The sequence below is a fragment of the Aeromonas sp. FDAARGOS 1419 genome, from assembly GCF_019047045.1.
Classification (GTDB): domain Bacteria; phylum Pseudomonadota; class Gammaproteobacteria; order Enterobacterales; family Aeromonadaceae; genus Aeromonas; species Aeromonas veronii.
Map to the genome: position 1 here is coordinate 946,722 of NZ_CP077209.1, position 14,948 is coordinate 961,669.

Annotated in this window: 15 protein-coding genes; 9 read left to right on the forward strand and 6 right to left on the reverse strand. The window is 59.2% G+C overall.

The window, feature by feature from the left end:
- The first annotated feature begins 4 nt into the window (after positions 1-4).
- Together I6L49_RS04120 and pdxY are read left to right on the forward strand one after the other, a co-directional pair.
- On the forward strand, positions 5-781 hold the full coding sequence (locus tag I6L49_RS04120) for a DUF429 domain-containing protein (RefSeq protein ID WP_216950662.1): 777 nt from the start codon (positions 5-7) through the stop codon (positions 779-781).
- 174 nt (positions 782-955) lie between these two features.
- Positions 956-1,819 (forward strand): pyridoxal kinase PdxY, encoded by an 864-nt coding sequence (pdxY, locus tag I6L49_RS04125; RefSeq protein WP_043824274.1) that lies wholly within the window; start codon positions 956-958, stop codon positions 1,817-1,819.
- Between the two features lie 102 nt (positions 1,820-1,921).
- Here the strand turns inward: pdxY and I6L49_RS04130 are convergent, their stop codons facing one another.
- The 4 genes from I6L49_RS04130 to I6L49_RS04145 form a co-directional block, all read right to left on the reverse strand.
- The gene (locus tag I6L49_RS04130) at positions 1,922-3,040 is read right to left on the reverse strand and encodes a glycerol dehydrogenase (RefSeq protein WP_216950663.1); all 1,119 of its coding nucleotides are present in this window, start codon (positions 3,038-3,040) and stop codon (positions 1,922-1,924) included.
- A gap of 296 nt (positions 3,041-3,336) precedes the next feature.
- Positions 3,337-3,843 (reverse strand): GNAT family N-acetyltransferase, encoded by a 507-nt coding sequence (locus I6L49_RS04135; RefSeq protein ID WP_201953273.1) that lies wholly within the window; start codon positions 3,841-3,843, stop codon positions 3,337-3,339.
- Positions 3,844-3,934: 91 nt separating this feature from the next.
- Entirely contained in the window at positions 3,935-4,327 is a 393-nt protein-coding gene (locus I6L49_RS04140; RefSeq protein WP_216950664.1) for an NUDIX domain-containing protein, read from the reverse strand.
- Positions 4,324-4,911, reverse strand: coding sequence for a class IV adenylate cyclase (locus I6L49_RS04145; RefSeq protein WP_216950665.1), 588 nt, complete (start codon positions 4,909-4,911; stop codon positions 4,324-4,326). The genes I6L49_RS04140 and I6L49_RS04145 overlap by 4 nt, the downstream gene beginning before the upstream one ends.
- Before the next feature lie 299 nt (positions 4,912-5,210).
- Between I6L49_RS04145 and I6L49_RS04150 the strand changes: the two genes are divergently transcribed.
- Both I6L49_RS04150 and I6L49_RS04155 read left to right on the forward strand, forming a co-directional pair.
- Positions 5,211-6,056 (forward strand): DUF5718 family protein, encoded by an 846-nt coding sequence (locus tag I6L49_RS04150; protein WP_216950666.1) that lies wholly within the window; start codon positions 5,211-5,213, stop codon positions 6,054-6,056.
- A gap of 58 nt (positions 6,057-6,114) precedes the next feature.
- On the forward strand, positions 6,115-6,555 hold the full coding sequence (locus I6L49_RS04155) for an acetyltransferase (protein WP_216950667.1): 441 nt from the start codon (positions 6,115-6,117) through the stop codon (positions 6,553-6,555).
- 78 nt (positions 6,556-6,633) lie between these two features.
- Here the strand turns inward: I6L49_RS04155 and I6L49_RS04160 are convergent, their stop codons facing one another.
- On the reverse strand, positions 6,634-6,954 hold the full coding sequence (locus tag I6L49_RS04160) for a DUF4377 domain-containing protein (RefSeq protein WP_019446103.1): 321 nt from the start codon (positions 6,952-6,954) through the stop codon (positions 6,634-6,636).
- 92 nt (positions 6,955-7,046) lie between these two features.
- The gene (locus tag I6L49_RS04165; protein ID WP_005333572.1) at positions 7,047-8,333 is read right to left on the reverse strand and encodes a citrate synthase; all 1,287 of its coding nucleotides are present in this window, start codon (positions 8,331-8,333) and stop codon (positions 7,047-7,049) included.
- Positions 8,334-8,775: 442 nt separating this feature from the next.
- On the opposite strand from I6L49_RS04165, the gene sdhC reads away from it, so the two are divergent.
- The 5 genes from sdhC (at position 8,776) to sucA (ending at position 14,915) form a co-directional block, all read left to right on the forward strand.
- A complete protein-coding gene (gene sdhC, locus I6L49_RS04170) occupies positions 8,776-9,153 on the forward strand; it encodes a succinate dehydrogenase cytochrome b556 subunit (protein WP_021231296.1) in 378 nt (125 codons plus the stop codon).
- The gene (sdhD, locus tag I6L49_RS04175; protein ID WP_005333558.1) at positions 9,147-9,491 is read left to right on the forward strand and encodes a succinate dehydrogenase, hydrophobic membrane anchor protein; all 345 of its coding nucleotides are present in this window, start codon (positions 9,147-9,149) and stop codon (positions 9,489-9,491) included. The genes sdhC and sdhD overlap by 7 nt, the downstream gene beginning before the upstream one ends.
- A gap of 1 nt (position 9,492) precedes the next feature.
- Positions 9,493-11,259, forward strand: coding sequence for a succinate dehydrogenase flavoprotein subunit (sdhA, locus tag I6L49_RS04180; protein WP_040066317.1), 1,767 nt, complete (start codon positions 9,493-9,495; stop codon positions 11,257-11,259).
- A gap of 16 nt (positions 11,260-11,275) precedes the next feature.
- Positions 11,276-11,992 carry a succinate dehydrogenase iron-sulfur subunit gene (locus I6L49_RS04185; RefSeq protein ID WP_005333549.1) on the forward strand — a complete coding sequence of 239 codons (717 nt, stop codon included), beginning with the start codon at positions 11,276-11,278 and terminating at the stop codon, positions 11,990-11,992.
- A gap of 115 nt (positions 11,993-12,107) precedes the next feature.
- Positions 12,108-14,915: a 2-oxoglutarate dehydrogenase E1 component gene (sucA, locus tag I6L49_RS04190; protein WP_216950668.1), complete on the forward strand. Its 2,808-nt coding sequence runs from the start codon at positions 12,108-12,110 to the stop codon at positions 14,913-14,915.
- Positions 14,916-14,948 lie beyond the last annotated feature (33 nt).

Here is a 14,948-nt window from a genome sequence, read left to right on the forward strand (position 1 = left end):
ATTGATGACGGCAGGGCAGATGAGTGCAATCGGGATCGGCTGGGATGTGCGTGGCTGGCAGGGCAGTGCCCAGGCGGTGGCCGTGGTGGGCTGGCAGGCCGACTCCAACAGCCTGCACTGGCTCGGGGTGTCGCCGCTGTTTCGCTTGAGCTCGCGGGTGGCGCCGGATCTGGCCGCCCTGTTGCGTCCGGCCCTGCAAAACGAGCTGACCCTGATGCAGATAGAAGCCTGCCCGCAACTGGCGCTCGGTATCGATGCGCCGCTCGCCTTTCCCCGTGCCTTGCGGGATCTGCTCAACGGCCAGCCACACAGCTGCGCCGTGCCCGAACGGGAGATAGACAACCCCTACGCCTATCGTGACTGCGAGCGCTGGTTGTATCAGCAGTATGGCAAGAAGCCGCTGTCGGCCACCTTCGACCGGCTCGGCAACAACGCCACTCTAGCGCTCTCCATGCTGCCGCGACTCTCGGATCTGCAACTGGTGCCGACCGTTGCCCCGAAGGCCAGTCGCGCCGTGCTGGAGGTCTATCCGGCATTGGCCAAAGTGGGCGGCAAGGCCTCCCCGGCACGGCCCGAGCTGGCGGCGCAGCTGCCTGCGGATGCGCAGGTCGGCACCGATCGCTATGATGCGGCGCTCTGCGCCCTGATGGCGCTGCAATATGCCGCTGGTGGCAAGGTGACGGTATTGCCTGAGCTGATTTCGCCACCCAGTGACATGCCGTGTGATGAGGGCTGGGTCTATCACTTTGCCCGTCATGGCGTTGAGCACAACGGCATGTGATGGACGGTGACGCGGCGCATCATGGCGCCGCTCATCCTGTCGATGCGGGCCAAATGGCGCAAAAAACCTGTCTTTAGTCAGGAAATTGCCTGTTCATCCCGCGCCAAGGTGGCGCATCGTTATCTTCATCCGATATATTGCCCACCTTGCTGATCCTTTGCTGTGGTATTCCCGATGAAATCCGTTCTCTCTATTCAGTCCCACGTGGTCTTTGGTTGTGCCGGCAACAGCGCGGCCGTCTTCCCCATGCGTCGCCTTGGTATGGATGTATGGCCCATCAACACGGTGCAGTTTTCCAACCACACCCAATATGCCCAGGGGTGGCAGGGAATGGCGATGCCGGCGGGTCATATCAGTGCGCTGGTGAAAGGATTGGGCAATATCGAGGTGTTGAGCCAGTGTGACGCCGTGCTGAGCGGTTATCTTGGCTCCGCCGAACAGGGAGACGAGATCCTGACCGTGGTCAACGCCGTCAAGGCGGCCAACCCCGATGCCATCTACTTCTGCGACCCTGTGATGGGGCACCCGGAGAAGGGGTGTATCGTCGCTCCCGGCGTCACCCGTTTCCTGACCGAGCAGGCGCTGCCGGTGGCCGACATGATGGCCCCCAACCTGCTGGAGCTGGAGACCCTCTGCGATACCCATCTGGCTGATCTGGATCAGACCCGCGCGGCTGCCCATCAGCTGCTGGCCCGCGGCGTCAAGCTGGTGCTGGTCAAGCATCTCGGTCGTGCGGCGCAGGACTCCAGCCGCTTCGAGATGCTGCTGGCGACCCCGCAAGGGGATTACCTGATTGCCCGTCCGCTCTATGACTTTGCCCGCCAGCCGGTGGGGGTTGGCGATCTTATCAGCGCCCTGATGCTGGCCAATTTGCTGGCCGGTCACGATGCGGTTAGCGCGTTCGAGCGCACCAACGCCTCGGTGGATGCGGTGCTGCAGGAGACCTGGCGCCAGCAGGCTTACGAGCTGCAACTCATCACCGCGCAAGATGCCTTCGCCCTGCCAGAGGTTGAAGTGCGAGCGGTGAAACTCCCCTGAGTCAACGCGGACTTTCGTCTATCCCGACAAGGGGATGCAGATGAAAAAGGCTTGCCAATGGGCAAGCCTTTTTACTGTTTGCCTATTTAGTGCGGCAAGCAATCAGATGCGGGGATGGCGGAGGCGATAACGCTCAGCCATGGCATTGGCCGCTACCATGGCGGCGTAGACATCCTGTTCACTCACTGTCATCGGCATGTTGCCCATGGTATCGAGGGGATCGCAGGCCAGCTGCGCCACCTTGCGCCACTCGCTTTCATCAAAGTGGGTGAGCCCTAGCTCTGGTAGCGTCATGGGCAGACCTGCACAGTCGATGATGCGAAACACTTCATCAAGTTCATGTTGCGGGGCGCGCTCAAGCACGAGTTGGGTCAGCAGGCCGAAGACTACCTTCTCGCCATGCTGGGCGCGATGGAGCTCCGGGATCAGTGACATGCCGTTGTTGACTGCATGAGCGGCGGCCAGTCCACCGGCTTCGGCGCCGACCCCGCTGAGGTAGATGGTGGCCTCGATAACCTGCTCCAGCGCCGGGGTCGAGACATGGTGGCGTATCGCATCCATGGCCAGCTCGATGTTCTCACCAAGCAGCTCGTAACAGAGCTTTGCCAGACCAAGGCCAGTGCGTGAAGGGCGCTTGCCGACCAGATTGAGCCCGTCCGCCCGATAGCAGGCGCGCGCCTCGAAATAGGTGGCCAGGGCATCACCAACGCCTGCGGAAAAGAAGCGGGGAGGGGCGGCGGCAATGATGGCCGTGTCAGCCAGCACCACGTCCGGATTTTGCGGCAGGAAGAGATAGCGCTCAAATTCCCCCGCCTGGTTGTAGATCACCGCCAGTGCCGTGCAGGGGGCGTCCGTGGAGGCAATCGTCGGGAACAGCACAACCGGACGGCGCAGATAGAAGGCCACGGCCTTGGCGACATCCAGCGTCTTGCCGCCGCCGATCCCGACAATCACGTTCGCACCATATTGCTCTGCAAGGTGGGTCAGGCGGTGGATCTCCTGTTCGGTGCATTCGTAGCGAAACTTGTCGACCACTCCCCTGAGGCCTGCCTGCAGGAGCCCCGCCAAAGCTTCTTCCCGTACCCGCTCCAGAATGAACTCATCGCTGATGAGCAACGCATAGTCACCAAAATCTTTAACGTGCTCATGGAGTTGCGGGAGAAGGTGTTGACCGATGATGAACTTTTTGGGGGAGGTAACTGTACGGGGCAAAGTGGGCATCCATTATTCCTCAAGGCAGTGAATAACATAAAATAGATTATCAAATGGGTCTCTCACGATACGCCTGATGAGGCAATAGATGAAGAAGAAAAGGGAGGTGTTTTAATCATTAATTAATCTTTCTATTTATTTGGCTGTATTTTGGGGCGGCGATTGGCGGTGTTGAGGCATACAGGAGCAATTGCTCTATCGTGGCAATTTGTTGCAAGCCATATTGCTGCAACAAACAGTCACGCAGCAACAAGCAGGACCGCTTGGTGCGGCCCTGCTGTATTTGGATAAGGGATAGGAGATAGTCAGAGCAGTTTGTAGAAGATTGCGGTTGCTGCAAGGGTGCCATCGGCGTTGCGTGCAAAGCTCGGGATCTGGCCCGCCTCCAGATAGCCGAGTTGACGATAAAGGTGGGAGGCCACATCACCGGCGCGAGTATCCAGCACCAGCAGCGAACGGCCCGCGGCATGGGCGCCTTGTTCCATTGCCTGCATCAGCGCACGACCGACACCTTTACCTCTCGCCGTTTGCAGTACCATCAATTTTTCCACTTCGGCCCGGTGGCGACCGTTGGCCTTGCCACAGAGCGCGAGCTGAATCGCTCCTACTATCTGTTGCTGCTCAAGGGCCAGCCACAGCTTTTGGTGACCTGCCGCTAGATCCGCTTCAACTCCTTGCCAGTAGCAGGTAGATTCCTCCGTGGTCAGCGGCGGTAAAAAACCGACCGAGGCGCCGCTATCGACACAATCTTGCAGCATGGCGATGAGCGCGCTTTGGTAGGTCGCTGCGCTCTTAACTTCCACAATGTTCATCTGACATCCTTGTCGTTGCTCTGTTATGTGGCTGATTGCCACTGTTGGTTCATATGAGGTAGGTACTTATGCTCGGCGCAAGTACGGCTTGTCAGCGGATCAGCTCCTGCTCAACCAGCCAGGTAAACAGCAAGCGGGAGACGGGGGAGAGCTCATCGAGGTGAGAGCTGTCGAGCCAGCGCAGCTCGGCAATTTCTGCCGAGGCGATTGGGGTGCCGCTTGTTTCGCCGGTGTAACAGCGCAGTCGCACCTCGACTCCTGCCGGTTTGCCATCGGCCTGAGCGCTGAACTCGCAGACAAAGCGCAGGGTATCGGGCTGCAGGGTGACAGCCAGCTCCTCCTCAATCTCGCGGATCAGCGCCGCCTCGTCGCTCTCGCCCGGTTCCCGCTTGCCGCCCGGGATGTAATAGATGTCCTTGCCGTGGGAGCGGGCGCAGAGCAGCTGCTGATCTTTAAAGGTGAGCCAGGCGAGTTTGTCGATCATTGAGTTGCATCCTCTGTTTGTGTTGTGTGTATTGCCTGCATGTACCGGGTGTACAGGGTGCGGTAGGAGCGAGGCTCCTGCGCATCGGGAGAAAGTCCCAATTGATCTGCCAGCGCGAGCAGTTGCTGGCGAAAAGCCGGGAGGCGTTCCTCGTCATCGGTCATGATGGCGAGCTCGGCAAAATCCCCGATCTCGGCCAGATGATCCAGGGTGACGTGAAACGGGCCAATGAAGTAGATGCTGCGCCTTTTGGTGATCACGAGTATCTGCCGGTAGTTCATGGTGAGGAGCATGTTGGCAGCCTTGTCGGCATCGCTGATATTGACCGCCTCGCAGCGATCCTTCTCGGGCCCCTTGACGATCCAGAGCTGGATGCCGGAGGGCTGCATGGTGCGGATAGCCAGACTTTTGCCAGCCTGGGCAAGGGCATCATCCGGGGTGTCGAAGTAGCGATCCTGCTCCAGATTATCCTCCAGCATGATCTCCGGATTGAGGGCGAGCAGTGCCTTGAGGAAGGCGGGGCGATCCGTCAGCTGATATTTGAACTCGACTTCGAAGCGGCCCTGAAAGTGCGCCTGTGACATCAAGAAGATCCCTCTGTGAGCCTGTGTGGCAGGCAGCCTAACAAAGATGAAGTTGAGTCCCAAGGAGAAAGAGGGGAGATGCCGGAAACGCACTGTTTCCAGCGCGGTGACCGCGTAGCTGAATGAGTGCGCAATGGCTGGTTCGCCACAGACTTTTCGACCCTAAAAAAGCGGACTGGCGCACATCACGACAGGGCCGGACTGGGCGAAGGCGGGATCCTTGTGGTTTAATCTTGCCACTTTAGCGGTAGTGGGCGACGAGCCTGCTACCTTGCGTGGGCAAGATGCAGGTGAGCAAGATGCAGATAGCAGCAGAGAGCAAATTTATCGGACTCGGAGTCGCGGGCAATTTCGCCGGTCATCTGGAGCAGGCGGGTGAAGCGTCGGATTTCGTGGCTGTCGTGGTGCGCGATACCACGGCGCCCAAGGCGCTGTTTCCCTTTTTCGTGCCGGGCCATCCGGATCAGCTCGGGGTATTCCCGTTGAGCGACAAGGTGATCTTCCTGCCGGAAGCGGCGGTCAGCGGTGACGAGAAGGTGCAGATCGAGCCGGAAGTGGCCCTCTGGTGCGAGCTTGAGTATGCCGACAAGCAGGTGGTGGCGATCCATCCCCGTGCCTTTGGCGCCTATAACGACTGCTCCATCCGTCGTCCCAACGCCAAGAAGATCAGCGAGAAGAAGAACTGGGGCGAAGAGAGCAAGGGGTTGGCGGCCAACCTGCTGCCGCTTTCCGGTTTTGCCGCCGGTTGCGAGCTCGATGACTATCGTATCGCCTGCTATCTGGAGCGGGACGGTGAGCTGCACGCCTACGGGGTAGACAGCGCCGCCATCGACTACAGCTACTTCCACGGCAAGCTGCTCGACTGGGCCATCGACAAGTTCAATCATCAGCAGGATGAAGGGCCGGCGGAGCACATTCAGGGACTGCTGGCGCAGGCGGGACATCCTCCCCATGCGCTCATCAGTATCGGTGCCACCCGCTATACCCCGTTTGGCGAGACCCACTTCCTTAAACCGGGCGACACCTCCTGCGTAGTGGTCTACCCGGGCAGCCGTTATAGCGAAGCGGAGATCCGCGAGGCGATCCGCAGCCGCCACTTTGGTGCTGATATGTCGGTGCTGCTGCAGGCGGTGCAGGCGCGCTAATCAGGTTGGCTCGCGGGGAGGCCACAGCCATCCTGCGGGCTGCAACAAAGAGTCATTGATGAAGATTGATACTGCAACGCGGGCCGATTATCCGGCCCTGATCGATCTGTGGGAGGCCTCTGTTCGGGCGACCCACCACTTCCTGCCCGAGGCCGAGATCCTCGCACTCAAACCGCTTATTCTGGAGCACTACTTCGATGCGGTGACACTGCACTGTGCCCGGACGGAGGAGGGGCGCATTGCCGGTTTTTGCGGGCTATGCGATGGCAAGCTGGAGATGCTGTTTGTGGCTCCCGAGGCGCGCGGTAGTGGCGTGGGGCGTTTGCTGGTGGCGCATGCCATCGAACAGGGTGGCGCGACGCAGGTTGACGTCAACGAGCAGAACGAACAGGCAGTGGGCTTCTATCTGAAGATGGGGTTCACAGTGACGGGTCGTTCGCCGCTGGATGGTCAGGGCAAGCCCTATCCGCTGCTGCATATGGCGCTGGCGCCGACCTGATCGGGCCTGATGAGGCGTAGTACCCATAAACCAACGGGGGATGGCATCAGCCATCCCCCGTTTTTTTGATCGTGTTTGTTACTTGCTGGCGACCTTGTTCACTACCTTGATCAGCTGATAGCGCACGGAGGGGGCATCGGCCGGCACATCGGTGAGCTGCTCCTTGCTGACAGTGAGCTGGTAGCGGTAACCCGGCTCGAACTGGAAACCTTCAATATTCTGGTAGAACAGCGTCCAGGGCTGCTGCTCATCACTGCGAACCTGCATGCACTGCATTGGGCCAACTCCGACGCAATCGACCAACTGGCTGTTGATATAGAGGGTCTCCCCCTGTGACGATGCGGGGGCGCTCTGGCAGGCGGTCAGCAGCAAGGCTGCGCTGATAAACAGTGGTTTCATAATGGACTCCTTAACGCGAAAGGGGGCATTAGAGCGGCAAACAAAAAGGCGGTCAATGACCGCCTTTGTAACAAACCATATCAGCGCAGTGGTTAGCGCTGCTCGAGTGGAGTGAACTCGCGCAGCGGGTGGCCCACGTAGAGCTGGCGTGGGCGACCAATCTTGCTGTCCGGGTCTGAGTGGAACTCGTTCCAGTGCGCAATCCAGCCGATAGTGCGGGAGATGGCGAAGATCACGGTGAACATGCTCATCGGGATGCCGATCGCCTTCATGATGATGCCGGAGTAGAAGTCCACGTTCGGGTAGAGTTTCTTCTCGACGAAGTAGGGGTCGGAGAGCGCAATACGCTCCAGCTCCATGGCTACGTCCAGCAGCGGATCCTTGATTTGCAGCTCGGTCAGTACTTCGTGGCAGGTTTCGCGCATCACAGTGGCACGAGGGTCGTGGTTCTTGTAGACGCGGTGACCGAAGCCCATCAGGCGGAACGGATCATTCTTGTCCTTGGCCTTGGCGATGTACTCGGGGATGCGATCCACCGAGCCGATCTCTTCCAGCATGCGCAGGCAGGCTTCGTTGGCACCACCGTGGGCCGGTCCCCACAGGGAGGCGATCCCCGCGGCGATACAGGCGAACGGGTTGGCACCGGAGGATCCAGCCAGACGAACGGTGGAGGTGGAGGCGTTCTGCTCGTGATCCGCATGGAGGGTAAAGATACGATCCATGGCACGTTCAACGATGGGGTTGACCTTGTACTCTTCGGTCGGCACGCCAAACATCATGTGCAGGAAGTTACCGGCATAGGAGAGGGCGTTACGCGGCTGCATGAACGGCTGGCCGATGGAGTACTTGTAACACATGGCTGCCAGAGTCGGCATCTTGGAGAGCAGACGGAAGGCACAGATCTCGCGATGCTGCTCGTTGTTGATGTCGAGGGCATCGTGATAGAAGGCGGAGAGGGCGCTGACCACACCGCACATGATGGCCATGGGGTGGGAGTCACGACGGAAGCCGCGGAAGAAGAAGGCTATCTGCTCGTGCACCATGGTGTGGCGAGTGACCAGGCGTTCGAATTCGGCATATTGGGCCTTGGTCGGCGCTTCGCCGTACAACAGGATATAGCAGACTTCCAGATAGGTGGCCTGGGTGGCCAACTGGGCGATGGGGTAACCACGGTGCAGCAAGACACCCTGATCCCCGTCAATGTAGGTAATGGCAGATTTGCAAGAACCGGTCGCCATAAAACCGGGGTCAAAGGTGAAATACCCCTGTGATCCCAATTTTCTGACATCGATGACATCCGGGCCGATGGTGCCGGAGAGGATCGGCAGTTCGACCGGATCTTTTCCGGGCAGGTGTAGGGTGGCTATCTTATCAGCCATAGCACGTCTCCTTTGCTCTTTATAATTTGGTTCCAGTCCTACTCTATTACGACTTTTATGACGCTGGCAAAGGTTGTTACCCATACCGAAGTGGCTGGAGCGCCTTATTTGAAACAGAGTTCCTTATCAATGTCAATTTTGCTGGAACCCCATTAATGGCATTAATGAAATGTTAAATTAAATATGCGATCGAGTTTGCGGTTTTGTGTTTTCTTTGTAGCTAATTGATTGTCTTCGGTTAAGGCCGCCGATATACTGCGCCACGTGGGTCATGGCTGCGGGTGTTTGAAACGCTTTGGCAAAGCCTGATGTGAAACCGAAAACTCGCGTTTTGGCTTTTTCAGAGTGTTTTGGTAACAAAAAACCAACAATCACCATTCCGTGCCCTCAAGTGTGAGTTAAAACAATAACTAACGTGCTCAATGGAGCTGAGTGGGCAAGCGTGAAAAACAAACAGAGACCGGTCAACCTCGACCTACAGACGATCAGCTTTCCTGTCACTGCCATTGCATCCATCCTGCACCGTGTTTCAGGGGTCATTACCTTTGTTGCACTGGGCATCTTGCTGTGGATGCTTGGTACTTCACTCGCCTCTCCCGAAGGGTTTGCAACCGTGGTTGCCATCATGGACAACTTCCTGGTCAAACTCGTGCTGTGGGGGATCCTGACTGCGCTGGCATACCACATTGTGGGCGGCTTGCGTCATCTGGTCATGGATATGGGCTATTGGGAAGAGCTGGAATCCGGCAATCAGAGCGCCCGCGTGGCCTTCGTGATCACCGCGATCCTGGCTGTATTGGCGGGAGTGCTTGTATGGTAACCAATTCTGCAACCTTCGGGCGCAGCGGCGTTCACGATTACATCCTGATCCGCGCCACCGCCCTCATCATGACCTGTTATGTCCTCTATCTGGTGGGCTTTGTCGCGTTCAACGACATCACCTACGAGGTGTGGGCAGGCTTCTTCGCCAAAACATTCACCAAAGTATTCACCCTGTTGACCCTGCTCTGCGTACTGATCCACGCCTGGATTGGTCTGTGGCAGGTGCTGACTGACTATATCAAGCCGGTAGGGCTGCGCGGGGCGCTGCAATTTGCCCTGGTCGTGGTGCTGTTTGTCTATCTGATGACGGGTTTCGTCGTGCTGTGGGGTGTGTAAGGTGACTATTCCAACTCGTGAATTTGATGCGGTGGTGATTGGTGCCGGTGGTGCCGGTATGCGCGCCGCGCTGCAGATTGCCCAGTCCGGCAAGAGCTGCGCTCTGTTGTCCAAGGTTTTTCCAACCCGTTCTCACACTGTCTCCGCCCAGGGCGGGATCACGGTTGCGCTGGGCAATGCCCACGATGACAACTGGCAGTGGCATATGTATGACACGGTAAAAGGTTCCGATTACATCGGTGATCAGGAAGCCATCGAGTACATGTGCAAAACCGGCCCCGAGGCTATCTATGAGCTGGAGAACATGGGGCTGCCCTTCTCCCGTTTCGACAACGGGTCTGTCTACCAGCGTCCGTTTGGTGGTCAGTCCAAGAATTTCGGTGGCGAGCAGGCTGCCCGTACTGCCGCTGCGGCCGACCGTACCGGTCACGCCCTGCTGCACACCCTTTACCAACAAAACGTCAAGAACAAGACCACCGTCTTCTCCGAGTGGTATGCGCTGGATCTGGTGAAAAACCAGGATGGCCACGTGGTGGGTTGTACCGCCATCGATATGGAGAGCGGTGAAGTGGTCTACTTCAAGGCCAAGGCCACTGTGCTGGCGACTGGCGGTGCCGGTCGTATCTACCAGTCCACCACCAATGCCCACATCAATACAGGTGACGGTGTCGGTATGGCGCTGCGTGCCGGCGTCGGCGTGCAGGACATGGAGATGTGGCAGTTCCACCCGACCGGCATCGCCGGGGCAGGGGTGCTGGTAACTGAAGGCTGCCGTGGTGAAGGCGGCTATCTGCTCAATAAAGATGGCGAGCGCTTCATGGAGCGTTACGCCCCGAACGCCAAGGACTTGGCCGGTCGCGACGTGGTGGCCCGCTCCATCATGATCGAGATCCGCGAAGGCCGTGGTTGCGACGGTCCCTGGGGCCCGCACATCAAGCTCAAGCTGGATCACCTCGGCAAAGAGGTGCTGGAATCCCGTCTGCCGGGGATCTGCGAGCTCTCTCGCACCTTCGCCCACGTGGATCCGGTCAAAGAGCCGATCCCGATCATCCCGACCTGCCACTACATGATGGGCGGCGTGCCGACCAACGTGAATGGCCAGTGCCTGACCCAGGACAAGAACGGCAACGATGTACCGGTGGTCGGTCTGTTTGCGGTGGGCGAGATTGCCTGCGTCTCCGTACACGGCGCCAACCGTCTGGGTGGCAACTCCCTGCTGGATCTGGTGGTGTTCGGCCGCGCTGCCGGCATGCATCTGGTCAACACCCTGGGCGAGATGGATCACGGCCGCGATGCTTCCGAGTCGGATCTGGATGCCGCACTGGCCCGCTTCAACCGCTGGGAAAATTGCCGTGACGGGGAAGACCCGGTGCAGATCCGCAAAGACCTGCAGCGCTGCATGCAGAACAACTTCTCCGTATTCCGCGAAGGTGCGGCGATGGCAGAAGGGTTGGCCGAGCTCAAGGTTATCCGCGAGCGCCTCAAGTCAGCCCGTCTGGATGACACCTCCAAAGAGTTCAACACCCAGCGCATCGAGTGCCTGGAGCTGGACAACCTGATGGAGACGGCGTTTGCCACGGCGGTTGCCGCCAACTTCCGTACCGAGAGTCGCGGTGCTCACTGCCGCTTCGACTTCCCGGATCGCGACGATGAGAACTGGCTGTGCCACAGCCTCTATCATCCGGACACCGAGTCCATGACCCGTCGCGCTGTCAACATGTCACCCAAGACCCGTGAGGCGTTCCCGCCCAAGGTCCGGACTTACTGATTGCGGAGCCAGCCCTATGAACGTCACATTCTCTGTCTACAGATACAATCCGGATGTTGATAACGTCCCCCATATGAAGGAATATCGTCTTGATATTCCTGAAGGTTCCGACATGATGGTGCTCGATGCACTGATCCAGTTGAAAGAGCTGGATCCCACGCTCGCCTTCCGCCGCTCTTGCCGCGAAGGGGTCTGTGGATCAGATGGTCTCAACATGAATGGCAAGAACGGTCTTGCCTGTATCACCCCGCTCTCCGACCTGCTGAAGAAGGGCAATAACGTCGTTATCCGCCCCTTGCCCGGCCTGCCGGTGATCCGTGATCTGGTGATCGACATGACCCAGTTCTACACCCAGTGGGAGAAGGTCAAACCCTTCCTCATCAATGATGACAAGTTGCCGCCGGTGCGTGAGCACCTGCAATCCCCCGAAGAGCGCGCCAAGCTTGACGGCCTGTACGAGTGCATTCTCTGTGCCTGCTGCTCCACTTCGTGCCCCTCCTTCTGGTGGAATCCCGACAAGTTCATCGGTCCGGCCGGGCTGCTCGCCGCCTACCGCTGGCTGGCTGACAGCCGCGACACCGCGACCACCGAACGACTGGGGAATCTGGACGACGCATTCAGCGTGTTCCGCTGCCATGGCATCATGAACTGCGTGAACGTCTGTCCGAAAGGCTTGAACCCGACCAAGGCGATTGGCCAGATCAAGTCGATGTTGCTCAATCGGGCTGTTTAGTATCAGGGCCGGCCAGGTGCTGGCCCGACCTCTGGATAGCCATCCCACCCGTGGCAGGATGGCTATTTGACCCCTACAAGCTGCGCAGCAGTAACAAGAAGTACAAGGGATAGAAATGCATAACGGCGTGATGAAGGCCTGGTTGGAGTCATCTCACCTGGCTGGTGCGAATGCAAGCTATATCGAGGATTTGTACGAATCCTTCCTGGAAAATCCTGACTCCGTGTCCGACGAGTGGCGCAGCCTGTTTAGCGAGCTGCCCCAGGTCAATGGCCATGCGGTTGAACAACCCCACTCCCAGGTCCGCGATTATTTCCGTCGTCTGGCCAAGGATCCCTCTCGCTACAGTGCCCCCGTCTCCGATCCGCAAGTGGATGCCAAGCAGGTGCGGGTATTGCAGCTGATCAACGCCTTCCGTTTCCGTGGTCACCAGAATGCCAATCTGGACCCGCTGGGCCTGTGGCAGCGTGAAACCGTTGCCGAACTGGATCCCGCGTTCCACAACCTGCAGGGCGCAGATATGGAGGCCACCTTCAATGTGGGCTCCTACGCCATCGGTCGCGAGACCATGGTGCTCTCCGACCTCTACGCCTCGCTGAAGAAGACCTATTGCGGCTCCATCGGCGCCGACTACATGCACCTCACCTCCACGGAAGAGAAGCGCTGGCTGCAACAGCGTCTCGAATCCATAGAAGGGAAGGGGAGCTACACCCTCGAAGAGAAGACCCGTTTCCTCGAGAGCCTGACCGCCGCCGAAGGGCTGGAGAAATATCTGGGCGCCAAGTTCCCGGGAGCCAAGCGCTTCTCGCTGGAAGGTGGCGACGCCATGATCCCCATGCTCAAGGAGCTGATCCGTCGCGCCGGTGAGCAGGGCTGCAAAGAGGCCGTTATCGGTATGGCCCACCGCGGTCGCCTCAACGTGCTGATCAACGTGCTCGGTAAACGTGCGCAGGACCTGTTCGACGAGTTTGCCGGCAAGCATGGCGAATCCTGGGGCACCGGTGATGTGAAGTACCATATGGGCTTCTCCTCCGACTTCGCCACCCCGGGTGGCAACGTCCACCTTGCGCTGGCGTTCAACCCCTCTCACCTCGAGATCGTCAACCCTGTGGTCATCGGCTCGGTCCGTGCCCGTATGGATCGTCGCGGTGACAAGGATGGCTCCAGCGTGTTGCCCATCACCATTCACGGTGACTCGGCCATGGCCGGTCAGGGCGTGGTGGCCGAGACCTTCAACATGTCCCAGACCCGCGCCTATGGTGTCGGCGGGACGGTGCGCATCGTCATCAACAACCAGGTGGGTTTCACCACCTCCTATATCCGTGACCTGCGCTCCACCGAATATTGCACCGACATCGCCAAGGCGGTGCAGGCGCCGGTGCTGCACGTCAACGGGGATGATCCGGAAGCCGTGGTGCTGGTGACCCAGATTGCACTGGATTACCGCAATACCTTCAAACGCGACGTGGTGATCGAGCTGGTCTGCTACCGTCGTCACGGTCACAACGAAGCGGATGAGCCGAGTGCAACCCAGCCGCTGATGTACCAGAAGATCAAGCAGCACCCGACCCCGCGCAAGATCTACGCCGATCAGCTGGTGGCCGAGGGGAGCCTCGCTCAGGAGCGGGCGACCGAACTGGTCAACGAGTATCGCGAAGCGCTGGATCGCGGCGAGCGCGTAAGCAAAGAGTGGCGGCCGATGGAGCTGCACTCCGTCGACTGGACGCCGTATCTGGGCCACGACTGGAACATGGCCTATGAGAGTGCCGTGCCAATGGATCACCTCAAGAGCCTCGGCGAGCGGGTGAGCCAGTATCCGGCCACCCACGTGCTGCAGCGTCAGGTCGAGAAGATTTACGAAGACCGCCGTCTGATGGCCGCTGGCGAGAAGCTGGTGGATTGGGGCTTTGCCGAGACCCTGGCCTACGCCACTCTGGTGGACAAGGGGTCCCGCATCCGCTTTACCGGTGAAGATTCCGGCCGTGGCACCTTCTTCCACCGCCACGCCGTGCTGCACAGCCAGACCGATGCCAGCACCTACACCCCGCTGTGCAACCTGCACGACGAGCAGGGCCCGTTCGAGGTGTATGACTCTGTGCTGACCGAGAACGCGGTACTGGCCTTTGAATATGGTTACGCCAGCGCCGAGCCGGCTGGCCTCACCATCTGGGAAGCCCAGTTCGGCGATTTCGCCAACTGTGCCCAGGTAGTGGTGGATCAGTTCCTCTCCTCCGGTGAGCAGAAGTGGGGGCGGATGTGCGGCCTGACCATGTTGCTGCCGCACGGTTACGAGGGGCAGGGGCCGGAGCACTCCTCCGCCCGTCTGGAGCGTTATCTGCAGATGTGCGCCCAGCACAACATGCAGGTGTGCGTGCCCTCTACCCCGGCGCAGGTGTTCCATATGCTGCGTCGTCAGGTTGTGCGCCCGATGCGCCGTCCGCTCATCGTGATGACCCCCAAATCCCTGCTGCGCCATCCGCTGGCGGTGAGCAAGCTCGAAGAGCTGGCGGAAGGTACCTTCCAGAACGCCATCGGCGAGATCGATGCGCTGGATCCGAAAGCGGTCAAGCGCGTGGTCTTCTGCTCCGGCAAAGTCTATTACGACCTGCTCGAAGCCCGTCGCAAGGCCGAGCAGCAAGATGTGGCACTGGTGCGAATTGAGCAGCTCTACCCCTTCCCGGAAGAGGAAGTGCGCGCCATTCTGGCCGATTACAGCCACGTCACCGACTTTGTCTGGTGTCAGGAAGAGCCGCAGAACCAGGGCGCCTGGTACTGCACCCGTCACCACTACGATGGCGTGCTGCCAGCCGGAGCTACCCTGCGTTATGCCGGTCGCCCCGCGTCAGCCTCACCGGCCGTCGGTTACATGTCTGTCCACGCCAAGCAGCAAAAAGCCTTGGTGGAAGATGCCCTTACCCTGTAAAGCCTCTGGCATAGAAGTAAAAAGGAACTGATT

Coding starts and splice junctions, on each gene's coding strand:
- I6L49_RS04120 (WP_216950662.1), top strand. CDS start 5: ATGACGGCAGGGCAGATGAGTGCAATCGGGATCGGCTGGGATGTGCGT.
- pdxY (WP_043824274.1), top strand. CDS start 956: ATGAAATCCGTTCTCTCTATTCAGTCCCACGTGGTCTTTGGTTGTGCC.
- I6L49_RS04130 (WP_216950663.1), bottom strand. CDS start 3,040: ATGCCCACTTTGCCCCGTACAGTTACCTCCCCCAAAAAGTTCATCATC.
- I6L49_RS04135 (WP_201953273.1), bottom strand. CDS start 3,843: ATGAACATTGTGGAAGTTAAGAGCGCAGCGACCTACCAAAGCGCGCTC.
- I6L49_RS04140 (WP_216950664.1), bottom strand. CDS start 4,327: ATGATCGACAAACTCGCCTGGCTCACCTTTAAAGATCAGCAGCTGCTC.
- I6L49_RS04145 (WP_216950665.1), bottom strand. CDS start 4,911: ATGTCACAGGCGCACTTTCAGGGCCGCTTCGAAGTCGAGTTCAAATAT.
- I6L49_RS04150 (WP_216950666.1), top strand. CDS start 5,211: ATGCAGATAGCAGCAGAGAGCAAATTTATCGGACTCGGAGTCGCGGGC.
- I6L49_RS04155 (WP_216950667.1), top strand. CDS start 6,115: ATGAAGATTGATACTGCAACGCGGGCCGATTATCCGGCCCTGATCGAT.
- I6L49_RS04160 (WP_019446103.1), bottom strand. CDS start 6,954: ATGAAACCACTGTTTATCAGCGCAGCCTTGCTGCTGACCGCCTGCCAG.
- I6L49_RS04165 (WP_005333572.1), bottom strand. CDS start 8,333: ATGGCTGATAAGATAGCCACCCTACACCTGCCCGGAAAAGATCCGGTC.
- sdhD (WP_005333558.1), top strand. CDS start 9,147: ATGGTAACCAATTCTGCAACCTTCGGGCGCAGCGGCGTTCACGATTAC.
- I6L49_RS04185 (WP_005333549.1), top strand. CDS start 11,276: ATGAACGTCACATTCTCTGTCTACAGATACAATCCGGATGTTGATAAC.
- sucA (WP_216950668.1), top strand. CDS start 12,108: ATGCATAACGGCGTGATGAAGGCCTGGTTGGAGTCATCTCACCTGGCT.